Origin of the sequence: Pseudomonas sp. TSRC2-2 (assembly GCF_049897785.1) — a bacterium.
Taxonomy (GTDB): Bacteria; Pseudomonadota; Gammaproteobacteria; order Pseudomonadales; family Pseudomonadaceae; genus Aquipseudomonas.
In genome coordinates, this window is record NZ_JAFCWZ010000011.1 from 221,802 (window position 1) to 241,182 (window position 19,381).

The 19,381-nt window shown below is 59.7% G+C and carries 16 protein-coding genes; 5 read left to right on the top strand and 11 right to left on the bottom strand.

Annotation, left to right across the window (positions count from 1 at the left end):
* Position 1: 1 nt before the first annotated feature.
* Positions 2-4,825 (bottom strand): NEL-type E3 ubiquitin ligase domain-containing protein, encoded by a 4,824-nt coding sequence (locus tag ACP7D9_RS22205; protein ID WP_426159623.1) that lies wholly within the window; start codon positions 4,823-4,825, stop codon positions 2-4.
* A 363-nt stretch (positions 4,826-5,188) separates the two neighbouring features.
* Between ACP7D9_RS22205 and ACP7D9_RS22210 the strand changes: the two genes are divergently transcribed.
* From ACP7D9_RS22210 to ACP7D9_RS22225, 4 genes are all read left to right on the top strand, one after another.
* Complete coding sequence (locus ACP7D9_RS22210) at positions 5,189-6,961, top strand: N-acetylglutaminylglutamine amidotransferase (RefSeq protein ID WP_101156356.1); 1,773 nt, start codon at positions 5,189-5,191, stop codon at positions 6,959-6,961.
* 3 nt (positions 6,962-6,964) lie between these two features.
* Positions 6,965-8,710 carry an N-acetylglutaminylglutamine synthetase gene (gene ngg / locus ACP7D9_RS22215; RefSeq protein ID WP_101156353.1) on the top strand — a complete coding sequence of 582 codons (1,746 nt, stop codon included), beginning with the start codon at positions 6,965-6,967 and terminating at the stop codon, positions 8,708-8,710.
* Between the two features lie 147 nt (positions 8,711-8,857).
* Positions 8,858-10,048 carry an osmoprotectant NAGGN system M42 family peptidase gene (locus ACP7D9_RS22220; RefSeq protein ID WP_426159655.1) on the top strand — a complete coding sequence of 397 codons (1,191 nt, stop codon included), beginning with the start codon at positions 8,858-8,860 and terminating at the stop codon, positions 10,046-10,048.
* A gap of 169 nt (positions 10,049-10,217) precedes the next feature.
* Positions 10,218-10,445 (top strand): YheU family protein, encoded by a 228-nt coding sequence (locus tag ACP7D9_RS22225; protein ID WP_003172962.1) that lies wholly within the window; start codon positions 10,218-10,220, stop codon positions 10,443-10,445.
* Between the two features lie 5 nt (positions 10,446-10,450).
* Here the strand turns inward: ACP7D9_RS22225 and csrA are convergent, their stop codons facing one another.
* From csrA to ACP7D9_RS22240, 3 genes are all read right to left on the bottom strand, one after another.
* Positions 10,451-10,636 carry a carbon storage regulator CsrA gene (csrA, locus tag ACP7D9_RS22230; protein ID WP_101156350.1) on the bottom strand — a complete coding sequence of 62 codons (186 nt, stop codon included), beginning with the start codon at positions 10,634-10,636 and terminating at the stop codon, positions 10,451-10,453.
* A gap of 133 nt (positions 10,637-10,769) precedes the next feature.
* Positions 10,770-11,102 (bottom strand): YnfA family protein, encoded by a 333-nt coding sequence (locus tag ACP7D9_RS22235; RefSeq protein WP_101156347.1) that lies wholly within the window; start codon positions 11,100-11,102, stop codon positions 10,770-10,772.
* 63 nt (positions 11,103-11,165) lie between these two features.
* The gene (locus tag ACP7D9_RS22240) at positions 11,166-11,981 is read right to left on the bottom strand and encodes an SDR family oxidoreductase (RefSeq protein ID WP_101156344.1); all 816 of its coding nucleotides are present in this window, start codon (positions 11,979-11,981) and stop codon (positions 11,166-11,168) included.
* A 330-nt stretch (positions 11,982-12,311) separates the two neighbouring features.
* Between ACP7D9_RS22240 and ACP7D9_RS22245 the strand changes: the two genes are divergently transcribed.
* The gene (locus ACP7D9_RS22245; RefSeq protein ID WP_003183939.1) at positions 12,312-12,464 is read left to right on the top strand and encodes a DUF3309 family protein; all 153 of its coding nucleotides are present in this window, start codon (positions 12,312-12,314) and stop codon (positions 12,462-12,464) included.
* A 72-nt stretch (positions 12,465-12,536) separates the two neighbouring features.
* Here ACP7D9_RS22245 and ACP7D9_RS22250 read toward each other — a convergent pair whose 3' ends face one another.
* The 7 genes from ACP7D9_RS22250 to ACP7D9_RS22280 form a co-directional block, all read right to left on the bottom strand.
* Positions 12,537-14,630: an LTA synthase family protein gene (locus tag ACP7D9_RS22250; protein WP_101156341.1), complete on the bottom strand. Its 2,094-nt coding sequence runs from the start codon at positions 14,628-14,630 to the stop codon at positions 12,537-12,539.
* Positions 14,631-14,943: 313 nt separating this feature from the next.
* On the bottom strand, positions 14,944-15,549 hold the full coding sequence (locus ACP7D9_RS22255) for an START domain-containing protein (RefSeq protein ID WP_101156324.1): 606 nt from the start codon (positions 15,547-15,549) through the stop codon (positions 14,944-14,946).
* A gap of 40 nt (positions 15,550-15,589) precedes the next feature.
* Entirely contained in the window at positions 15,590-15,844 is a 255-nt protein-coding gene (locus ACP7D9_RS22260) for a YkgJ family cysteine cluster protein (protein ID WP_101156321.1), read from the bottom strand.
* 163 nt (positions 15,845-16,007) lie between these two features.
* On the bottom strand, positions 16,008-16,481 hold the full coding sequence (locus ACP7D9_RS22265) for a translation initiation factor 2 (protein ID WP_426159624.1): 474 nt from the start codon (positions 16,479-16,481) through the stop codon (positions 16,008-16,010).
* Positions 16,482-16,559: 78 nt separating this feature from the next.
* The gene (locus ACP7D9_RS22270; RefSeq protein ID WP_024013893.1) at positions 16,560-17,999 is read right to left on the bottom strand and encodes a PLP-dependent aminotransferase family protein; all 1,440 of its coding nucleotides are present in this window, start codon (positions 17,997-17,999) and stop codon (positions 16,560-16,562) included.
* 201 nt (positions 18,000-18,200) lie between these two features.
* Positions 18,201-19,013 (bottom strand): OmpA family protein, encoded by an 813-nt coding sequence (locus tag ACP7D9_RS22275; protein WP_426159625.1) that lies wholly within the window; start codon positions 19,011-19,013, stop codon positions 18,201-18,203.
* Entirely contained in the window at positions 19,010-19,372 is a 363-nt protein-coding gene (locus ACP7D9_RS22280) for a DUF4398 domain-containing protein (RefSeq protein ID WP_312999865.1), read from the bottom strand. Before ACP7D9_RS22280 ends, ACP7D9_RS22275 begins: the two co-directional genes overlap by 4 nt.
* Positions 19,373-19,381: the final 9 nt, after the last annotated feature.

Consider the following 19,381-nt stretch of genomic DNA (forward strand, 5'->3'; position numbering starts at 1 on the left):
ATCAGATGTCCGGCATCACACAGAAGCCGAGATCCATCAGGCGGATCGACTCTTCGGTCAGGCGCTTGATCACTGCCTCTTGCGCCTGCTCCTTTTCCAGCTGGAGGGCATTCGCCTGACTCACATAGTCGGCACTGAGCAGCGTGTCCGCCTGCTCATCGAGGGCACTCATGCGCGGCGCGAACGATTCGTCGATCATTGAAAATTTGCGTGTAAACGTACGCTTCAGATAATCACGCCAGAACGTTCGCTCCTGCATGAACTTCAGCCACTGGGGCGAGAGTTCGGCCTTGGTGATCCGGTGTCTCGCCGCGTCCAGGTCAGCTGCGGTGACGCCACTCTGCTTGTTGAACAGCATGCCTTGCGGCTGACCCGGCAGTTCCAGCACTTTGGCCAGCCCGACGCGATAAGCAAGGTTCACCTCCAGCGGGTCAGACTTCGCAGCCTTGACCGCATGTTCTTGGGCAATCGCGTTCAACTGATCCAGCCGGAACAGACCACGTCCCAGATTAAGCAGCGGCTTGGCAGTGACTCGTCCGCCAGCCCCTTGGGTCACCCGATCAACTTCAACAGCGACTTCCAGATGACTGAAATTGACCGCCGCGCTGTCAGTGCAATTGTTCGGATTGGCGGCTATGTCCAGCAGTTGGTCGCAGAGGGTCTCGTCGGTTTCCGCCGCTTTGAGTACTGCCCAGACGCGCCGCTGCATGTCCGCGCTGCCCTTCGTCGCGTCGGCAGTATCGCCCAGTTGCGCGAGCAAATGAAACAAGCCCTCGGCGCGCGTATCGTCGCGAAATGCCGCCCAGGTTCGCGACTGCTCGGCCCAGTCTTCACCGTCGACTTTGGTAAACCATAACGATCGCGCGGTCTGCTCGTTGAGGCGGGGAATGTCATCGGCGGGATAACCCATTCCGATACCGAAATTCTTGCGGTAGTTATCCAGATACGTCTTGGTGGTTTCGTTGAATGGATTGAGTCCGAGATTGAGCGCCTCCGTGAATCGTCGCGTTTTCTGAAATAACCAGTCAGGCAATTCCTTGATCTCGTTCTCGCGCAGGTCTATCCATTCAATATGCGCACAATTGTTCAGGCCTTCTGGCAGTTCGGTGAGTCCCGTATCGCGTAGCAACAACCGACGCAGATTGCTCATCAGACTGACATCAGGCGTTGCACCCAAAGGGTTGTTGCTCAGATTCAGATACCACAGCGTGCGCAGCCGATTGAGCTTTGCCAGTGTCTGCTCGGTCAGTTTCAATTGATTGCCCGCCAGGCTCAAACGCTTGAGCCTGGGCATGTTCGACAGTACTTCAGGCAGACGCGTGACTGTGTTGCTGTCGAGTTCGAGCGACTCGAGCTGTTTGAAGGATTTGAGGAAGTGCGCGACATCGTCATCCTGCGCCATGTTCTTCATCGACAATTGCTGAACATGGTCAAAGTTCAAGCCAGGCGGCAACGCCGGCAACTTGCCGATGCGCATGCCGTCAAGATTGAGCGCGCATACCGATTTGCCTTGGTCATCAGTCAGCCAGTGAAATCGCCGAAAACCTTCTTCGATCAGTTCGGCCGCCATTTTCCGACTGTGCCGCGCTTCTGCCAGGTCGCCGCCCATTGCTTTCAAGGCAGCGCCATCCTCAGCCCAGGTAAACAAGACATCGCGCAGGGTTTTCAGCTCCTCGCGCAAGGCTTTGACCCGGGTCGCCCGGCTCAGAGCATCGTCGCCCAGCTCATCAAGCAATTGGCTGGCCTGTGCCTCATCCAGGCGCGGAAACAGTTTGCGCACCTTGCGCAGCAACTGGCGCGGATGAGAGGTCACGGGCGCCTGATCGCCTTGCACACAGGGCGGCTCGACGATCACCGGTTCAGCATTGCCGTCGAGCAATGTCCGCGCAGTAACTTCGCGGTCGTCAAGTGCGACGTCCAGCAATTTATTGCGTAACTGTTGCGCGCTGGCCTGCTCGGCATCAGCAAACCCGGCCGCCGTCCGTTGACGTGACGGTAGCGCCTTGAGGATGGCCAGATATAACGCGTTGGGGCCCGATTCCACTTTGCCCAGCGATTTGCGGTCGCCGCCAAATGCCTCATAACCGTCACGGGCCTTCACCAGATAACCCGTATTTTCCGTGGTCGTCGAGGCATCACCGAGCGCCTCGAGCAACGGTCCGGTCAACGTCTTGTCGCGTACCTCCAGGCGTAATTTTGCATCCCAGCCAGGGAGGCGCGGCAGCGACGCGATAGCCAGCTTGTCGGTGTCGGCAGTGGCCAGTCGCGGCCAGTGCAAGCCTGCCAGCGCGCGGTCAATGCGTACTTTTGCGGTGCTGGCCCGGACACGTTGCCCGAGTCTCAAGGGCACGCGTGCGGTGGAGCGCAGGTGCAAGCGCTCGACACTCGGAGCGCGGTCAATCAGCCTTTGACCATGGCGCGCCGGAATGTCGGCGAAGACCTGGCGCAATTTGCCGAGGTCCTGCGCGTCACTCTGGTCAAAGCGCTTGTACATCCGCGCGAACGCGGTGCGGTAATCCGCCGTGAGCGCGGCAGCCAGTTTTTTTGCCAATGCCGCTGCTTGCGCAGGTTTTGCGACTTTGCCGCCGAGCAAGGCATCGACTTCATGCTCGTAAAGACCGTCAATGACGGTCTGCAGCAAGCGTCCGAGTGCCAGCTGGCCCTGCGTGACCGGCACACCCAGGGTGTCGTCGATAGCAGTGTCCGGCGGATAGGTGGTTTCGAGGTCGCCCTCATGCCCGGTGACCTCGATGTATCTGTCAGTCGGCCAACCCGGCAGTGTCGTCAAGGCATGCATTTGTTCCTCGACAGGTTGTCCGGAGTGGATCTCGCCGCCCGCCAGCTCTGTGGTCAGCTCCCGCAACTGGCGCCCGATGCGTGCGCGCTCGACGGTATCGCGCAGGCGCACAGGCAGTTTCAGATTGTCATTGAACGTGTCGAGCAGGGTCTGCTGGGAGGTGCCGCTCAGCCGGCGGATCATGTCCAGATCGCTGTCGGCGAATTCGCTCAACTGCGGGTCGATGCGCTTGAGCGCGTACGCAGAACTGCCCCACTCTTCAGGCTCTTCAGCAGGGAGCCGCCAGCCACCTTCGACGTGGCGGATCAGTTCAGGCGCATAGGCCTGTGCACGTTCGGCGTGCTCCAGACGCCAATGCTGGGTGACGGGATCAAAGTCGCCGGCCAACAGGCGGTGGTCAACGCGAGCGATGGTCTTGCGGCCAATCTGATAGAACTCCCTGGAGCCGGCATCGATAGTGAAACCGGCGGGCAGAGAATGCTCGTAATGGCTGAGATCAGCCTTCCACAGGCGCGACTTGCCGGCCCGATTGACAATGGCGGTAAATGGCGCGAAGAACTCCGGGTGCGTGCGCAGCAATTTGCTGCCCAGTGTCCCCAGCACTTTCTGGCCACCGGCAAAGGCCCCCATCAACGCTATGTTTTCGACCACACTGAGCAGATGTGACAGCGCCTGTTGATGATCACCGCGCCGCCAGTCCTCGACACCTTCATACACTTCACCGAGCAATTGCCCGACTGCGACACCCATCATCAATTGCCCGAGAACCGGCACGAAAAGCCCGGCCACCGACGCCACCGTGACGCCCCGCTGAAGAAAATCCAACAGGCGTTTGTTTCGTGCGTCTTCATCGATATCAGCGGTGGGCACTGCCAGTTTGCGCGCGTCGATCTGCAACTTGCCGACATGGCTCTGCACCATGAAATCAAAGAGCGGGACATCGATGGCCCATTGCTTGACGTCCCCCAGATCGCTTTTCTCGGCGAAACTCTCGAAGAAATCGGCCTTGTCGTCTTCATCGAGGCTGTGGCCGAACCAGTCCTGATACTCGGGAGTTTTCAGTTGTTGCGCGAGGTAGCGCTTGAACGCATTGAAACTCGGGTATTCGTACACTGCCCGGGCAGGCTCACCGGGCATGTACACCATGCATCCGTCCTCAGGATGCTGTTGCACGGAGCGTTTGGAGAATACGACAACGCCCCACACGCAGCAGTCGAGGATTTTGACACCCTGCATGATCAGCGAATCCTTGCCGTAGCGCAGGGTCTGCGCCGACACCACGCCCCCGGCCACCATCAGATCCTGCAACATGCGCAATCCTGCCGCGGTGATGTCCCCCTTGAGCGCGGCCAGATGCGCGTCGAGTTCCAAAAGCGACTGTTTCAATGTGGCGATATCGCGGGTCATCGCGCTGGTCGCCACGACTTTTGCGCTGTCATCACGCAGACCGAACACTTGCTGCAGATGCTCCTGGTATTTTTTGCCCAGATCCAGCTGTCGACAAAACGCGGCGAATGCCGCCGGGGTCAGGCCGCTCACACCCTGCGGCGCGCTCGTGATGCGTACCTGGCTGCCTTCGGGAAATGCGTCAGCCTGCTCTTCGTCTTCGGTGAAGTTCTGCATGGCTGCCTGCAAGAGGGTTTGCGAAGCATGTTTGACCTTGTCGATCCCGGCCTGATCGGTCGCGGTGGCTTCGCAGCCACAATCAACACCCGGCAGACTGACCTGATCAGTGCATACGTCATAAAGCGCTGGCCATTGCTTGCTCAGCGCCGCCTCGAGCTCGCTGATGCAAAAGCTCTGCAGCGGTTTGAGCCGGCCCAGGTTCTTATCGACCTTCTGCTGCACGGCATGCAGTTCACGGTTGATTTCATCCAGCCTGGCCAGGCTGGTGGTCGAAGCCTTGAGCAAATGCGCCGGCAGGTTTTTTTCCAGGGCTTGAGCGGTGTCGAGGTCGCCGGTCGCGTCGAACAAGGTGCTTAGGGTCGATGCCTTGATCGCGGTTTTTTTCTTGTCGAGGGTGAGCATGGCAATAGTCCTTTATTGCGGTTTGTACCCTCGAGCCTATCGGTACCAGGCAGCCGTTAACAGTTCAAATTCCTGGGCAAAACCGAGGCAGATCAAGCACTTTTTGTCATGAATAAAATAGCCCTGCACCACCCGCGTCAAACGTCTGCGCCGGAGCGGGCTTATTCAAAAAAAGCGTAACGGCATAGCGTGCAAATCCAGCCCGACTTCGGCGCTGATAGCGTTAGGGCACAACGCCGCTTAGCCGCCTTATAACTTATCGATCTAAAACTCCCCCTACCGAGACAGGTCAGTTTCTGAGTACCCGCACTTTTCGCGCGGTACGGCTTGACCTTCCCCAACGGAAAAACCGGTAAGGACTTTATGTGCGGATTAGCTGGCGAGTTACGTTTTGATCAACAACCTGCAGACCTTGCAGCGATCGAGAGAATCACCCATCACCTGGCCCCTCGCGGCCCTGACGCGTGGGGCTTCCATGCCCAAGGGCCGATTGCCCTGGGCCATCGACGCCTGAAAATCATGGACCTGTCGGACGGCTCGGCGCAGCCGATGATCGACAGCCAACTGGGCCTGTCCCTGGCGTTCAACGGCGCGATCTACAACTTCCCCGAACTGCGCGAAGAGCTCGAAGCCCTGGGTTATGCCTTCTATTCCGGTGGCGACACCGAAGTGCTGCTCAAGGGTTATCACGCCTGGGGCGAGGCGCTGCTGCCGAAACTCAATGGCATGTTCGCTTTTGCCATCTGGGAGCGCGATGCCAAGCGCCTGTTCATCGCCCGTGACCGTCTCGGCGTCAAGCCGTTGTACCTGTCGCGCACCGGTCAGCGCTTGCGTTTTGCCTCGGCTCTGCCTGCATTGCTCAAGGGCGGCGATATCAACCCGATCCTCGATCCGGTGGCGCTCAATCACTATTTGAATTTCCATGCGGTCGTACCTGCGCCGCGAACCTTGCTGGCTGGCATCGAGAAACTGCCGCCGGCCACTTGGATGCGCGTTGAAGCCGATGGCCGCACCGAGCAGAAAACCTGGTGGACCCTGCCCTACGGCCCACGTGAGGACGAAAAAAACCTCAATCTGGAAGACTGGGTTGATCGCGTCCTCGACAGCACCCGCGAAGCGGTGGCGATTCGTCAGCGTGCGGCGGTTGATGTGGGTGTGTTGCTCTCGGGTGGCGTCGATTCGAGCATGCTCGTCGGCCTGTTGCGCGAAGTCGGCGTAGAGAACCTGTCGACCTTTTCCATCGGTTTCCAGGATGCCGGCGGCGAGCGCGGCGACGAGTTCCAGTATTCGGACCTGATCGCCAAACACTACGGCACCCGCCATCACCAGTTGCGCATCGACGAGAAGGAAATCATCGAGCAACTGCCCGCCGCGTTCCGTGCGATGAGCGAGCCGATGGTCAGCCATGACTGCATCGCGTTCTATCTGTTGTCCCGCGAAGTGGCCAAGCACTGCAAAGTGGTGCAGAGCGGTCAGGGCGCGGACGAGTTGTTCGCCGGTTATCACTGGTATCCGCAGGTCGACGGCGCGGCAGATCCGTACGCCGCTTATCGCGATGCATTCTTCGATCGCAGTTACGACGACTATGCGGCGACGGTTCAGCCCAAATGGCTGGTCGATCACGATGCGGCCGGCGACTTCGTCAAAGAACACTTCGCCCAACCCGGCGCCGATGCCGCGGTGGACAAGGCGTTGCGCCTGGACAGCACGGTGATGCTGGTCGATGACCCGGTCAAACGCGTCGACAACATGACCATGGCCTGGGGCCTGGAAGCGCGCACGCCGTTCCTCGACTATCGACTGGTCGAATTGTCGGCCCGCGTGCCGGGCAAATTCAAGCTCCCGGACGGCGGCAAGCAGGTGCTGAAAGAAGCTGCGCGCCGGGTCATTCCAAGCGAAGTGATCGACCGCAAGAAAGGCTATTTCCCGGTGCCGGGGCTCAAGCACTTGCAGGGCGACACGCTCAACTGGGTGCGCGAGCTGCTGCTGGATCCGAGCCAGGATCGCGGCCTGTTCAACCCGACCATGCTCGACAAGCTTTTGACTGATCCGCAAGGCCAACTGACCCCGTTGCGCGGCTCGAAACTGTGGCAACTGGCGGCCCTGAACCTGTGGCTCAGTGAACAAGGAATCTGATCGATGAAACCCCATGCCACGTCCATCAACCAACGCCTGCTGCGTGGTCAGGCCCCATCGTATGAACGTTTGCAGGCGCGCCTGGCCGAAGACGGCAGCGAACCTGCCACCGCCCCGATTGCCGTGCACTGCGGCTGGGGCCGGCTGCTGATCGGACACACCTTTCCAGATCCGGCGTCGCTGGCGCAGGAGCTGCTCAACGAGCAGCCCGGCGAGCGCGATATTGCTCTGTACGTCGCCGCACCGCAGCAGATTCTAGGCCTGGAGCCGACTCAGCTGTTTCTCGATCCTTCTGACACCCTGCGCCTGTGGTTCAGCGATTACCGGCAGGCCACGCGGGTGTTTCGCGGCTTCCGTATTCGTCGCGCGCAGAGCGAAACCGACTGGCAGGGCATCAACCGTTTGTACCAGGCGCGCGGCATGTTGCCGATCGATCCGGAGCTGCTCACCCCGCATCATCAGGGCGGCCCGGTGTACTGGCTGGCGGAAGACGAGGACAGCGGCGCGGTGATCGGCAGTGTCATGGGCCTCAATCATCAAAAAGCCTTCAACGATCCGGAACACGGCAGCAGCCTGTGGTGCCTGGCGGTCGACCCGCACTGCTCACGTCCGGGCGTCGGTGAAGTGCTGGTGCGGCATTTGGTCGAACACTTCATGAGCCGTGGTCTGGCGTACCTGGACCTGTCGGTATTGCACGACAACCGCCAAGCGAAAAACCTCTATGCCAAACTGGGTTTCCGCAACCTGCCGACGTTCGCCATCAAGCGCAAGAACGGCATCAACCAGCCGCTGTTTCTCGGCCCGGGCCCTGAGGCGAATTTCAATCCTTATGCGCGGATCATCGTCGAAGAAGCGCATCGACGCGGTATCGACGTGCAAGTGGATGACGCCGACGCCGGGCTGTTCACCCTCAGCCATGGCGGCCGTCGCGTGCGCTGCCGCGAGTCGCTGAGTGATTTGACCAGTGCGATCAGCATGACCCTGTGCCAGGACAAAAGCCTGACTCACAAGGTGCTCAAGGCCGCAGGCTTGAAACTGCCGGCACAGCAACTGGCGGGCAATGCCGACGACAATCTGGCCTTTCTCGATGAATACCAGCGCGTGGTGGTCAAACCGCTCGACGGTGAACAGGGCCATGGCGTCGCCGTGGATCTGAGCACCATCGAAGAGGTGCAGAAGGCCATCGAAACCGCCAAGCAGTTCGACAGCCGCGTGTTGCTGGAGAGTTTCCACGAAGGCCTCGATCTGCGCATCGTGGTGATCGGTTTTGAAGTGGTCGCGGCGGCGATTCGCAAGCCCGCCGAAGTGGTCGGTGATGGTCAGCATTCGATCGGTGCGCTGATCGAAGCGCAAAGCCGCCGCCGGCAAGCGGCCACCAGCGGCGAGAGCAAGATCCCGCTGGACCACGAAACCCAGCGTACGCTGCACGCGGCCGGTTACGACTACAGCAGCATTCTGCCGGCCGGCGAGCATCTGTTCGTGCGGCGCACGGCCAATCTGCATACCGGCGGTACGCTGGAGGATGTGACTGACATTCTTCATCCGACGCTGGTTGACGCGGCCGTGCGCGCGGCGCGGGCGCTGGATATTCCAATGGTCGGCCTCGATCTGATGGTGCCGGCGGCGGATCAGCCCGAGTACGTCTTCATCGAAGCCAACGAACGCGCCGGCCTGGCCAATCATGAACCACAACCGACGGCGGAGCGCTTTGTCGATCTGTTGTTTCCGCATAGTCAGCCGGCTGTCTGAACCCTTCCTGATCGTTCCCACGCTCTGCGTGGGAACGCCTCATCGCACGCTCCACGTCCATTCGAGGGACGCAAAGCGTCCCGGGCTGCATTCCCACGCAGAACGTGGGAACGATCAGTGCTCAACCCTTCAGGAGTTTCCATGACCATGACCACACAAATCCCTGAACCGGATCTGGCTTACCTGCAAAAAGTCCTGCTGGAAATGCTCGCCATTCCCAGCCCTACCGGTTTCACCGATACCATCGTGCGCTACGTCGCCGAGCGTCTCGAAGAGCTGGGCATTCCGTTCGAAATGACCCGGCGCGGCACCATTCGCGCGACGTTGAAGGGCAAAAAGAGCAGCCCTGACCGCGCCGTGTCTGCCCATTTGGACACCATCGGTGCCGCCGTGCGTGCGGTGAAAGACAACGGGCGCCTGACCCTCGCCCCGGTCGGCAGCTGGTCGAGCCGCTTTGCCGAGGGCAGCCGGGTCAGCCTGTTTACCGACACCGGCGTTATTCGCGGCAGCGTATTGCCGCTGATGGCCTCCGGGCATGCGTTCAACACGCAGGTCGATGAAATGCCGATCAGTTGGGATCACATCGAGCTGCGTCTGGATGCTTACTGCACAACCAAGGCCGATTGTGAGTCGCTGGGCATCAGCGTAGGTGACGTGGTGGCGTTCGATCCACTGCCGGAGTTCACCGAAAGCGGCCATATCAGCGCACGCCACCTTGATGACAAGGCAGGCGTCGCAGCGCTGCTTGCCGCACTGAAGGCGATTGTCGACAGTGGCCAGGAACTGAACATCGATTGTCATCCGCTGTTCACCATCACCGAGGAAACCGGCAGCGGCGCGGCGGCGGCATTGCCGTGGGACGTCAGCGAGTTTGTCGGCATCGACATCGCACCGGTCGCACCGGGCCAGCACTCCAGCGAACACGCGGTAAGCGTGGCGATGCAGGATTCCGGCGGGCCTTATGACTATCACCTGTCGCGGCATCTGTTGCGTCTGGCCGGCGAACACGAATTGCCGGTCCGCCGCGACATGTTCCGCTACTACTTCAGCGATGCGCACTCGGCGGTCACCGCCGGCCACGACATCCGCACTGCCCTGCTCGCTTTTGGCTGCGATGCCACGCATGGCTACGAACGCACGCACATCGATAGCCTGGCGGCGCTCAGCCGCTTGCTCGGCGCATATATCCTGAGCCCGCCGGTATTCGCCAGCGACGCAGCGCCAGCCAATGCTTCACTGGATCGCTTCAGCCATCAGATCGAGCATGACACGCAGATGGAAAGCGAAACCCGCGTACCGCCGGTGGACAGTCTGGTGGGACAGCGTTCCGAAAGTTGAGCCTTCGGTGAACAGATAACCGCCTTCGCGAGCAGGCTCGCTCCCACCTTTGAAATGCGATTCCTGTGGGAGCGAGCCTGCTCGCGAATGGGCCGGCACTATCGATACATAACTGGCAGACGAAACCCAATCCCCGTAGCATCCCGACATTGATTTGACCGAGGTGCCCATGCTCATTCCCCACGACGCGCTTGAAGTCGACACCCTCACCCGCCTGATCGAGGACTTCGTCACCCGCGACGGTACCGATAACGGCGATGACACCCCACTGGAAACCCGCGTGCTGCGCGTGCGCCAGGCATTGACCAAAGGCCAGGCCTTGATCGTGTTCGATCCGGAAAGCGAACAGTGCCAGTTGATGCTCAAGCACGACGTACCCAAGCACCTGTTCGACTGAAAACTTCAGCCAGCCTTCGCAGCGGCCTCCTTGCGCTTGATCCGGTCGTAGACCTCGGCGCGGTGCACATGGACTTGCTTCGGCGCCTCGACGCCGAAGCGAACGCTGGAACCATTGACCGACAGAACACGCAACGTGATGTCGTCACCGATTGAAATCAACTCACCGACCACACGGCTGAGTACGAGCATGGGATTCATCCTTCAGGACTGGCAAACCCTGAAGATGCGCGGCTTACAGCGGCTTAACAATGCGTGACGGGCAAATCAGTCTTGCCCTACAGTCACCCACGCCTCTAGCTGTCAGACGCTTCGCACAAAGACATCAACCGGTGGAAAAGCGCGGCCCGAACAGAATCACACTGGCACCGACCACGCACAGCGCCATGCCGATCCAGTCCGAGCCCAGTGGGCGCACCCGTTCAATCAGCGCCAGCCAGCCAATCGAAGCAACGATGTAGATTCCGCCGTACGCCGCGTAGGCGCGCCCGGCGTAGGCCGCTTCGACACGGGTCAGCAGCAGCGCGAACACGGTCAGGCTGAGCAACGCGGGAATCACCCACAACGCACTCTTGCCCTGGCGCAGCCACAGGTAAAAAGCAAAACAGCCGGCGATTTCAAACAGCGCCGCCAGAAAGAACCACAGGTAATTGAGCATGAACGCGTCTCGACAGGGTGACCATGGCGGCCACCCTAACGACGCGGCAGGCAGCGAACAAGATCAAGCGTTGTTTTGTTTGGCCTTGGCGCGCATTTTCTCGGCCATGGAAGTCATCTCGTTATAGAGCAATTGCGGATTCTTCTGTTTGAGCGCCCAGGCCATACGCCCTTGTTCGTGCGGCAGAATCATGAACTCGCCAGCAGCGACCTGCTGATAGATGTAGTCAGCGATGTCGGCTGCACTGATCGGCGAACTTTCCAGCAACTTGCCGACCTGGGCTTTCATTGCCGGAGTCGGGCCACGAAAAGAATCGAGCAAGTTGGTCTGGAAGAACGATGGGCAAACCACATGCACCGCCACTTCCTGCTGCGCCAGTTCAATCAGCAGACTTTCCGACAACGCCACCACGCCGGCCTTGGCCACGTTGTAGTTGCTCATCGCCGGGCCTTGCATCAGCGCGGCCATGGAAGCGATGTTGATGATCTTGCCTTTGCTCTGTTCCAGCAGCGGCAGGAACGCCTTGCAACCTTTGACCACGCCCATCAGGTTGATCGCGATCTGCCAGTCCCAGTCTTCCAGGGAGAGTTCGCTGAAGAACCCGCCCGAGGCGACGCCGGCATTGTTGACGATGATGTCGATGCCGCCGAGCTTCTCTTCGCAGGCTTGGGCGAAGGCGGTGAGCTGGCTGTAATCGCGCACGTCGCAGCGCTGGATGAAACCGTCACCGCCCGCCTCGCGCACCAGTTTCAGGGTTTCCTGCAGGCCGGGCTCACTGACATCGGACAAGGCCAGCCGCCAGCCTTCACGGGCCCAGCGCAGCGCGATTTCGCGACCCAGGCCGGAGCCTGCACCAGTGATCATCATGCGATTTTGCATAGCGGACAGCCTTGTTGTTCCGGGAAAGATGCGCCGAGTGTAGCGAAGGTTCCACCGCCACCCACGCTCCATCCAGTTGCTGAATGGAGGATCAAAAGATTGCTGCCCCCGGAAACTTCGCAACCCGATCCTGTAGGAGCTGACGAGTGCAACGAGGCTGCGATCTGTTGCTTTAAAGGAAATAACAGAGCAATCCAAATACATTAAAAAAACATTGAATTTTTTTTCATCGGCACAAGTCGGAACATGTAAGCCGGCTGGAATTTAGTTGCTCTCCAGCTGCCCACTGAGCATCAAGACTCTTCCAGACTCTGAACAAGGAAATCACCCATGGGCACAATTCTAATCATCATCCTGATCCTGTTGCTGATCGGTGGTCTGCCGGTCTTCCCGCACTCCAGAAGTTGGGGTTATGGCCCGTCGGGCATTATCGGCGTGGTGTTGGTCGTGCTGCTGGTGCTGTTGTTACTCGGCAAGATATGACGATTTGAAGCTTTAAAAAAAGAGGCCCTTTTTCAAGGGCCTCTTTTTTATTGCACGGACTTTAACCAGTCATCAGTCCGGTTTGCCGTGAATGACACCGGCGGTGTTATCCAGCAGGCTCTTGGTCGCGGTTTGCAAAAACGCCTCGAGCTTGAGTTTAAGTTCGGCAGTACGCGGCGCGTTTGGCACCACTTCGGCGTGCGGATTGGCACCCAGTTGGTATTGCCAGATTTTCGGGCCCATGTCCTTGTCACGTGGCAGTACCAGAATCTGGTCGGCGGTGACGATGGCAGTGGTCTGCTCGCTGCCCGATGGCTTGATCACACCGAAACCGGTATCGCCCTGCGGCAGGTTGAGCAGGTCGCGGCCCCAGCACTGATGACGCACTTCCCCACCGAGACGGCCCATGATGGTCGGCACGATGTCGATCTGCGTACCCACGGTGTGGTCGCGGGTACCGAACTTCTGCTGAATGCCCGGGGCGATCATCAGCATCGGCACGTTGAAGCGACCCAGGTCCATTTCGGTGATCTGGCGCTCGTTACCGAAGCCATGGTCGCCAACGATGACGAACAGGGTTTCGTTGAAGTACTTCTCTTTGCGCGCCTTCTCGAAGAACTGGCCCAGCGCCCAGTCGGAGTAGCGCATCGCGGTCAGGTGTTCATTGAGGCTGCCACGATCAGTCACTCGCTCGACCGGCAACGGCGTCGGCAAGGCGTACGGCGTGTGGTTGGACAGGGTCTGCAGCAGCGCGTAGAACGGCTTGCCGTTTTCTCGTGCCTTGAGCTCCTGCAAGCCACGATCGAACATGTCCTGGTCGGAAACGCCCCAGGTCGGATCGGAGAACACCGGATTGACGAAATCGTTGCGGCCAACAAAGTTGGTCATGCCCTGGTTGCTGAAGAAGCCGGACTGGTTGTCCCAGGCAAAATCGCCGTTGTAGACGTAGACGTCGTCATAGTCGCGGGCGCTGAGCAATTGCGGCAGGCCGGACAGTTTGTGGCTGCCTTCCGGGGTCTGCATCAGGTATTCGAAACCTGGCAGATTGGGGAAACAGGCCATGGTCGCGAACATGCCCTGATGCGTGTGGGTGCCGTTGGAGAAGAAGCGGTCGAACAGCAGACCTTCCTTCGACAGCTTGTCCAGGTACGGGGTGATGTTGCCCGGCGCACCCAGCGCACCGACCGAGTGCCCGGCCATGCTTTCCATCAGGATCACGACGACGTTCTTGATAGGCAGTGTCTTGTCGGCAGGCGGCATGTAATCACGGCGTACGGCAGCGATGTCGGCATCGACCAGTTTGTCGTCCGGCATCAGCAGCATGTCGCGCACCATCTGCTGGGCCTGCTCTTGCGGCAACGTGGCTTTCCAGATGTTGTCGCGGTCCTCGCCCATGCGCGCCTTGGCGGCAGCGATCAGCGACAGCGTGCCGTTGAGGCCGAGCTGGTTGGCGAAGTTGGAATCGGTGGTGTAGACGTCGCCCCAACGCATCGGCGGCCCCTGGCGCAAGGTGCCACGAGCGGCGACCACGCAGATCAGCAGGCAGACCACGAATACCGCCAGACGCGTGTACCACGGCGCAACCTGGCGGGAGCTGACGCTGCCGCCGCTGAACGGCCCACGCGGGCGGGTCGCGCGGTCGGCGCCTTTGAACGCCAGGGTCAGAATGACTGTGCCGATGACCCACGCCAGAAGGTAGCGAACCACCGGAAAACCGTACCAGAGCATGCTCATCACGGTTTTCGGGTCTTCCTTCACGTACTGGAACACCAGACCATTGAGGCGCTGGTGAAACTCGCGGTAGAAGTCCATTTCCATCAGGCCGAGGAACAGCGCGATGCTCGACGCGACGGTCAGCCACAGGCGGAAGAAGCCGCGCGCAGCCATGGCCCGGGCGCTGAACAGTGCCAGCACCAGCGGAATGCACAGGTACACCACCAGGCGCAGGTCGAAACGCAGACCGTTAATGAACGCCTCAAGAAAGGTCGCGGCCGGGGTATCGAGGATCATCTCGCGGTTGTAGACCAGCAGCGCGAGGCGCAGCGCGGAAAACATGACCATCATGACCAGTGCGCACAGCAGCGTGTAGGCCAGATGCGATTTGACGGTTGGTTGCAGCAGGCGAGCAGATGATCGCTGCTGATTCAGGGCGTCCGGGTTTGCCATGTCGTTTTAGGACCCATTGGAAGTTGAAGTTGCAAAAATACAGCGGCGCCAGGCCCTCTATTGGTCATTACAGACCCCGGGGCGTGCGCGGTGCGCAAATGTTGCACGATCGTTCACACCATTGCCATTGATTACTCACCTGCTCTTCGAGACTTTCGTTAACAGGCTGGCAGCGCTGTGGCAGGCAACAAGTGCGGGCGAATTGTCTTGGAGACTTTGTGAAAATTTCGTGCAACGCATATCTGGAAATACAATTTAGAGACAAAACAAAACGCCCCGAACCGGTCGGGGCGTTTTGCTTACAGCGCGGAGATTATTTCTCGGCGCGCTCTTTGAGTGCTTTCAGGGTATTGAATGGCGCATCGACCACGAACTTGTTGGCAACCATGGCTGGCACGCTGCCGCCAGGCTCGGTGTGCACTTGGTACGTCACTTCAACCTGATCGCCTTTGGGCACGAACTTCCAGAAGCCTTTGACCTGCTGAACCCGTACGAAGCCTTTCTCTTCCGGCAGATAGGTCGGCACGCCTTCAAGGTTACGGGTCAGGCTGCCATCGGCGCCTTCAACGGTGGTGATCTTCAACACCGAATCACGCGGGGTCACCGGCCATGGCGTGTTGAATTGCGAATAGGTCCAGCTCAGATCGCCTTCGTGCTTGAGCAGTTTCTGGCTCTTGCACTCGTGGATCCATGCGCAGGCGCCGGAGACGTCTTCCTGCAAGGCGCGCAATTTGGCGATGGTGGTCTTCATCAGCGCGACGCCCTGGTAGGACTTGTAGTCCGAACCCGGCACTTCGGCCAGCGAGACCTTGATGCCATCCTGTTCCTTGGCGACTTTCCAGCCCTCAGCGTGAGCGATGGACGTGGCCAGCACAGCGGTCAAACCACACAACACAGCGATACGGTGCAGCGAACCCATAGTTTTATTCCTTATTGTTGAAGTTCCGTTCGTGAACACATCACGCCGCCGTCATCTGCTCCCACCAGCCGATCAATCTGATCGCTTCTTGCGAACTGCTGCCGCAAACCTCGACATCCGCAGCGAACCCCGAGCAAACAGGCGGACGCTCCGGGCGGCCGAAAATGCTGCACAGGTTATCGACTGACAGCTGCACGCAACGTTCGCCGGCGGGTTTGCCATCGGGCATGCCAGGGATCGGCGAACTGATGGAGGGGGCAATGCAGCAAGCGCCACAGCCTTCACGGCATTTCATGACGTACAGATCCTCGCAACGGGCGATGTGTAAAGAGACGGGAACAGAGTAACCGCTAAAACGACTGTTTCAAATTGCTGCAAGCGGGTTTTCAACGATAAGTAAAAATGACCGGGCAGTCTCCGACGAAGCGTCTGGTCTGCACATTGCAGATGGCCGGGGCCTACTGTTTGAATTCAAAATCCAGTGCCGCGCCTTCCACATCGCGTCGCGCTTCATTGCGCAGTTGCAACTGCATTTCATTGCTGAGCAAACGGCCGTTGAGCTGGAAGCCGCTGTCTTTCTCACCAAACATTTGCGGCAGGATCGCCTCGCGTTTGGGCAGCTCCACGGTACCCTTGGGCTTCAACTCTTCAACCATGTCCTTGGGCAGGCTGAGATCGAGTTTTGCCGGCGGCAATTTGGTCCTCGCCACTTCGCTGGCTGATTTCGATTTCGAGGCAACCGGGCGGCGCTTCTTCACCGTGGCGCTTTTTTTGGCCTGAGTTTTTTTTGCTGGAACCGCAGTTTTCACGGTTTGCTTCGTTGTACTCGTCGCTGCCGGGTTTTCCTGGGCCGCGGCCGCCATGACACCCGGCGCCTGACCGGTCATCAGCAAACCCAGCAATACCCACGCGGCAGGAACAATCGCTTTCATGGACCCAACGAACTGACGGCAGAGGGCCACATGCTCGCCTGTTGTGCGCCACATGACAAGCCTCACCTGCCCACTCGTTCAGAATCCGCCAGCGGTTTCCTGACACAATTGGGTCGCCAACAGACCCAGCGTCATCAGTGCCCTCTCCGCCTCGCGGTTCCACGGAATGCCGCAATTGAGGCGGATACAGTGGTTGAACTGCTCGGTGTTACTGAAGATCAGCCCCGGCGCGATACTGATGCCTTGTTGCAGCGCGCGAACATGCAATTCCTGGGTGTTGACCCGCCCCGGCAAGCTCACCCAAAGGATGAAACCGCCCGTGGGCCGGGACATTTGCGTGCCTTCGGGGAAATGCTGCTGCACCGCCAGCTGGAACGCGCTGAGGTTTTTTCGGTATTCCTGACGGATGTAGCGTAAATGCCGGTCATAACCGCCGTTTTCCAGATAGGCGGCGATCGCCATCTGCGTGACGCTGCATGCCGAATGGGTACTGAAAGTCTGCAGGCGCTGGATTTCCTGCTGGTACTTGCCAGCGATCATCCAGCCGATGCGCACACCTGGCGACAAGGTTTTGGAGAAGCTCGAGCAGTAGATCACCCGATCCAGTCGATCGTAAGCTTTCAGCGCCTTGGTGCGGCCCTGTTCGAACATCAGTTCGCCGTAGATATCGTCTTCGACGATCTGAATATCGAAATCCGAGGCCAGGCGCAGCAACTGTTTCTGTCGCTCCTCCGGCATGGTTCCGCCGAGGGGATTGCTCAGGCGCGTAGTCAGCACCAGCGCCTTGATCGACCATTGGTTGGCGGCCAGTTGCAAGGCCTCCAGGCTCATGCCGGTGGCGGGGTCGCTGGGAATTTCGATGACTTTCAGCCCGAGCAGATCGGCCAGTTGCAGCAGCCCGTAATAGGTCGGTGATTCGGCCGCGATCAGATCCCCCGGCCGGGTCAGCACGCGCAATGACATCTGCAAGGCATCGACACAGCCGTGGGTGATGACCACTTCCGATGGATCGACCACCACGCCGGCGTCACGCATGCGGATCGCGACTTGCCGACGCAGCGGTTCGAAACCGGGGCTGAACATGTAGCTGAACGCCCGAGGGCTGTGAAACCGGGTGACCTTGGCCAATTGCTGATGCAGCGCGCGCACCGGCAGATAATCGACACTCGGCACCGCAGCGCCCAGGGGAAACACGCCTTCGCGGCGGGATTCGACCAGTACCTGTTGAATGATGCTGCTGCGCGTGACCAGCCCCGGCCGCTCGACCCGGGCGATGTCCGGGGTCGGCGCGGTGAGCGCGGGGGTCTGGTGCACGTAATAACCCGATTGCGGACGGGCGCGGATCAGGCCCTGGTCTTCGAGATTGGCATAAGCCTGTAACACCGTCGCATGGCTGACGTTGAGCTGCGAACTCATCTTGCGCACCGAAGGCACGCGCTCCCCCGGTTGATAGACACCACGGCGGATGTCTTCGGCCAGTTGCTGAGCAATACGTTGGTAGAGCAAGAGATTGGTCATGACGCAGCACTCGATTTCACGGGCGTTTTATTCTTGTGTGGAACAATACCGGAACAGTTTAGAAGTGTACTGGGACAGTTGCCAGATTACTCGACAGTACAGTGGGGTGTCTGCCTCATCTGTACGGTTTTGCGCAGCAATCGACAGTCGTAAAAAAGCCCGGCACTGCATGACAGGCCGGGCTCTCCAGAGACGCAGCCCTCAGCGGGCAGCGCCGAGCTGGCCTTTTTCGTCGGAGAAAACAATTTCCACGCGGCGGTTCTGCGCCCTGCCGCGCTCGGAGGCGTTGGCGTCGACCGGGAACTGATCACCGTAACCTTCGACCTGAATACGCTTCTCATCGATACCCAGGTCGACCAGCACATCGGCCACCGACTGCGCACGATCGCGGGACAGCTTGAGGTTTTCCTGCTTGCCGCCCGTGCTGTCCGTATAGCCCTCGATGCGCACAACGCGCTTGGGGTTCAGCTGCAGGAACTGAACAATCTTCAGCACGACCCGGTTAGCCGAGTTTTTCAGTTCAGCCTGGCCGGTGTCGAACAACACATCGCCGAGGGTCATGACCAGACCACGATCAGTCTGCGTGGTAGCCAGCGCCACGATCTGTTCCTCCAGCCACTTGCCTTGCTGCTGCACGCTGAGCAGCTTGGACTCGCGCAGGGCCAGTTGCAGCCGTTGGCGCTCAAGTTCGAGCTTGGCCGCTTGCTCCTCGTTGAGTACCTGGTTGGTGTGCTCGCGGGCAATTTCGCTGTAGCGCTGGCTCAGGTAGGCGTAGTGCACCACATCGGCACCGCTGCCCCAATAGGTCGACAGCCGATCGGCACGCGCGAGGGATTCGCCGGCACGGATCACGTCTTTCGGCGCGATGCGCAGCACATTGGAGTCTTCCTTGACCTTCTGGAAATTAGCGCCGGCCTGTTGCAGCGCCGCCTCGCTGTGCTGGCCGGCGCAGCCGTACAGGCTGGCGCAACCGGCAAGAAGCAGAATGCGGAGCGCGTTGGACTTGAGGCTCATTGCGCGTCCCCCAGTTGCAGCTGCTTGCGCAGGCGGACAATGCGGGTATTGAGCACATTCAGTTGCTCTTCGCTTTTTTTCGTCAGCACCTTGGCTTCGGCCAGACGTGCATCCAGTTCGGCCTGCTCGGCACGCATGCGCGCGTTGCGATAGGACTCGTCCGCCATATTGCCTTTGGCACGGTTGTACTTGGTTTCGGCCAGCTGCATTTCCGGCACTTCGTCAGCGGTGGCGCCGACTGCCCTGGCCTGCATGATGGCTTGTTCGGTCAAACGCATTTGTTCACTGGGTGCCGGATCGCTCGCGCACCCGGCCAGGGCCAGAACGGCCACGGCCGCGAAAAGAGGTCGAATACTCACTAAGAATCC

Bases quoted from the DNA above. Each gene is read 5' to 3' on its own strand.
- ACP7D9_RS22205 (WP_426159623.1), bottom strand. From the start codon at position 4,825: ATGCTCACCCTCGACAAGAAAAAAACCGCGATCAAGGCATCGACCCTA.
- ACP7D9_RS22210 (WP_101156356.1), top strand. From the start codon at position 5,189: ATGTGCGGATTAGCTGGCGAGTTACGTTTTGATCAACAACCTGCAGAC.
- ngg (WP_101156353.1), top strand. From the start codon at position 6,965: ATGAAACCCCATGCCACGTCCATCAACCAACGCCTGCTGCGTGGTCAG.
- ACP7D9_RS22220 (WP_426159655.1), top strand. From the start codon at position 8,858: ATGACCACACAAATCCCTGAACCGGATCTGGCTTACCTGCAAAAAGTC.
- ACP7D9_RS22225 (WP_003172962.1), top strand. From the start codon at position 10,218: ATGCTCATTCCCCACGACGCGCTTGAAGTCGACACCCTCACCCGCCTG.
- csrA (WP_101156350.1), bottom strand. From the start codon at position 10,636: ATGCTCGTACTCAGCCGTGTGGTCGGTGAGTTGATTTCAATCGGTGAC.
- ACP7D9_RS22235 (WP_101156347.1), bottom strand. From the start codon at position 11,102: ATGCTCAATTACCTGTGGTTCTTTCTGGCGGCGCTGTTTGAAATCGCC.
- ACP7D9_RS22240 (WP_101156344.1), bottom strand. From the start codon at position 11,981: ATGCAAAATCGCATGATGATCACTGGTGCAGGCTCCGGCCTGGGTCGC.
- ACP7D9_RS22245 (WP_003183939.1), top strand. From the start codon at position 12,312: ATGGGCACAATTCTAATCATCATCCTGATCCTGTTGCTGATCGGTGGT.
- ACP7D9_RS22250 (WP_101156341.1), bottom strand. From the start codon at position 14,630: ATGGCAAACCCGGACGCCCTGAATCAGCAGCGATCATCTGCTCGCCTG.
- ACP7D9_RS22255 (WP_101156324.1), bottom strand. From the start codon at position 15,549: ATGGGTTCGCTGCACCGTATCGCTGTGTTGTGTGGTTTGACCGCTGTG.
- ACP7D9_RS22260 (WP_101156321.1), bottom strand. From the start codon at position 15,844: ATGAAATGCCGTGAAGGCTGTGGCGCTTGCTGCATTGCCCCCTCCATC.
- ACP7D9_RS22265 (WP_426159624.1), bottom strand. From the start codon at position 16,481: ATGAAAGCGATTGTTCCTGCCGCGTGGGTATTGCTGGGTTTGCTGATG.
- ACP7D9_RS22270 (WP_024013893.1), bottom strand. From the start codon at position 17,999: ATGACCAATCTCTTGCTCTACCAACGTATTGCTCAGCAACTGGCCGAA.
- ACP7D9_RS22275 (WP_426159625.1), bottom strand. From the start codon at position 19,013: ATGAGCCTCAAGTCCAACGCGCTCCGCATTCTGCTTCTTGCCGGTTGC.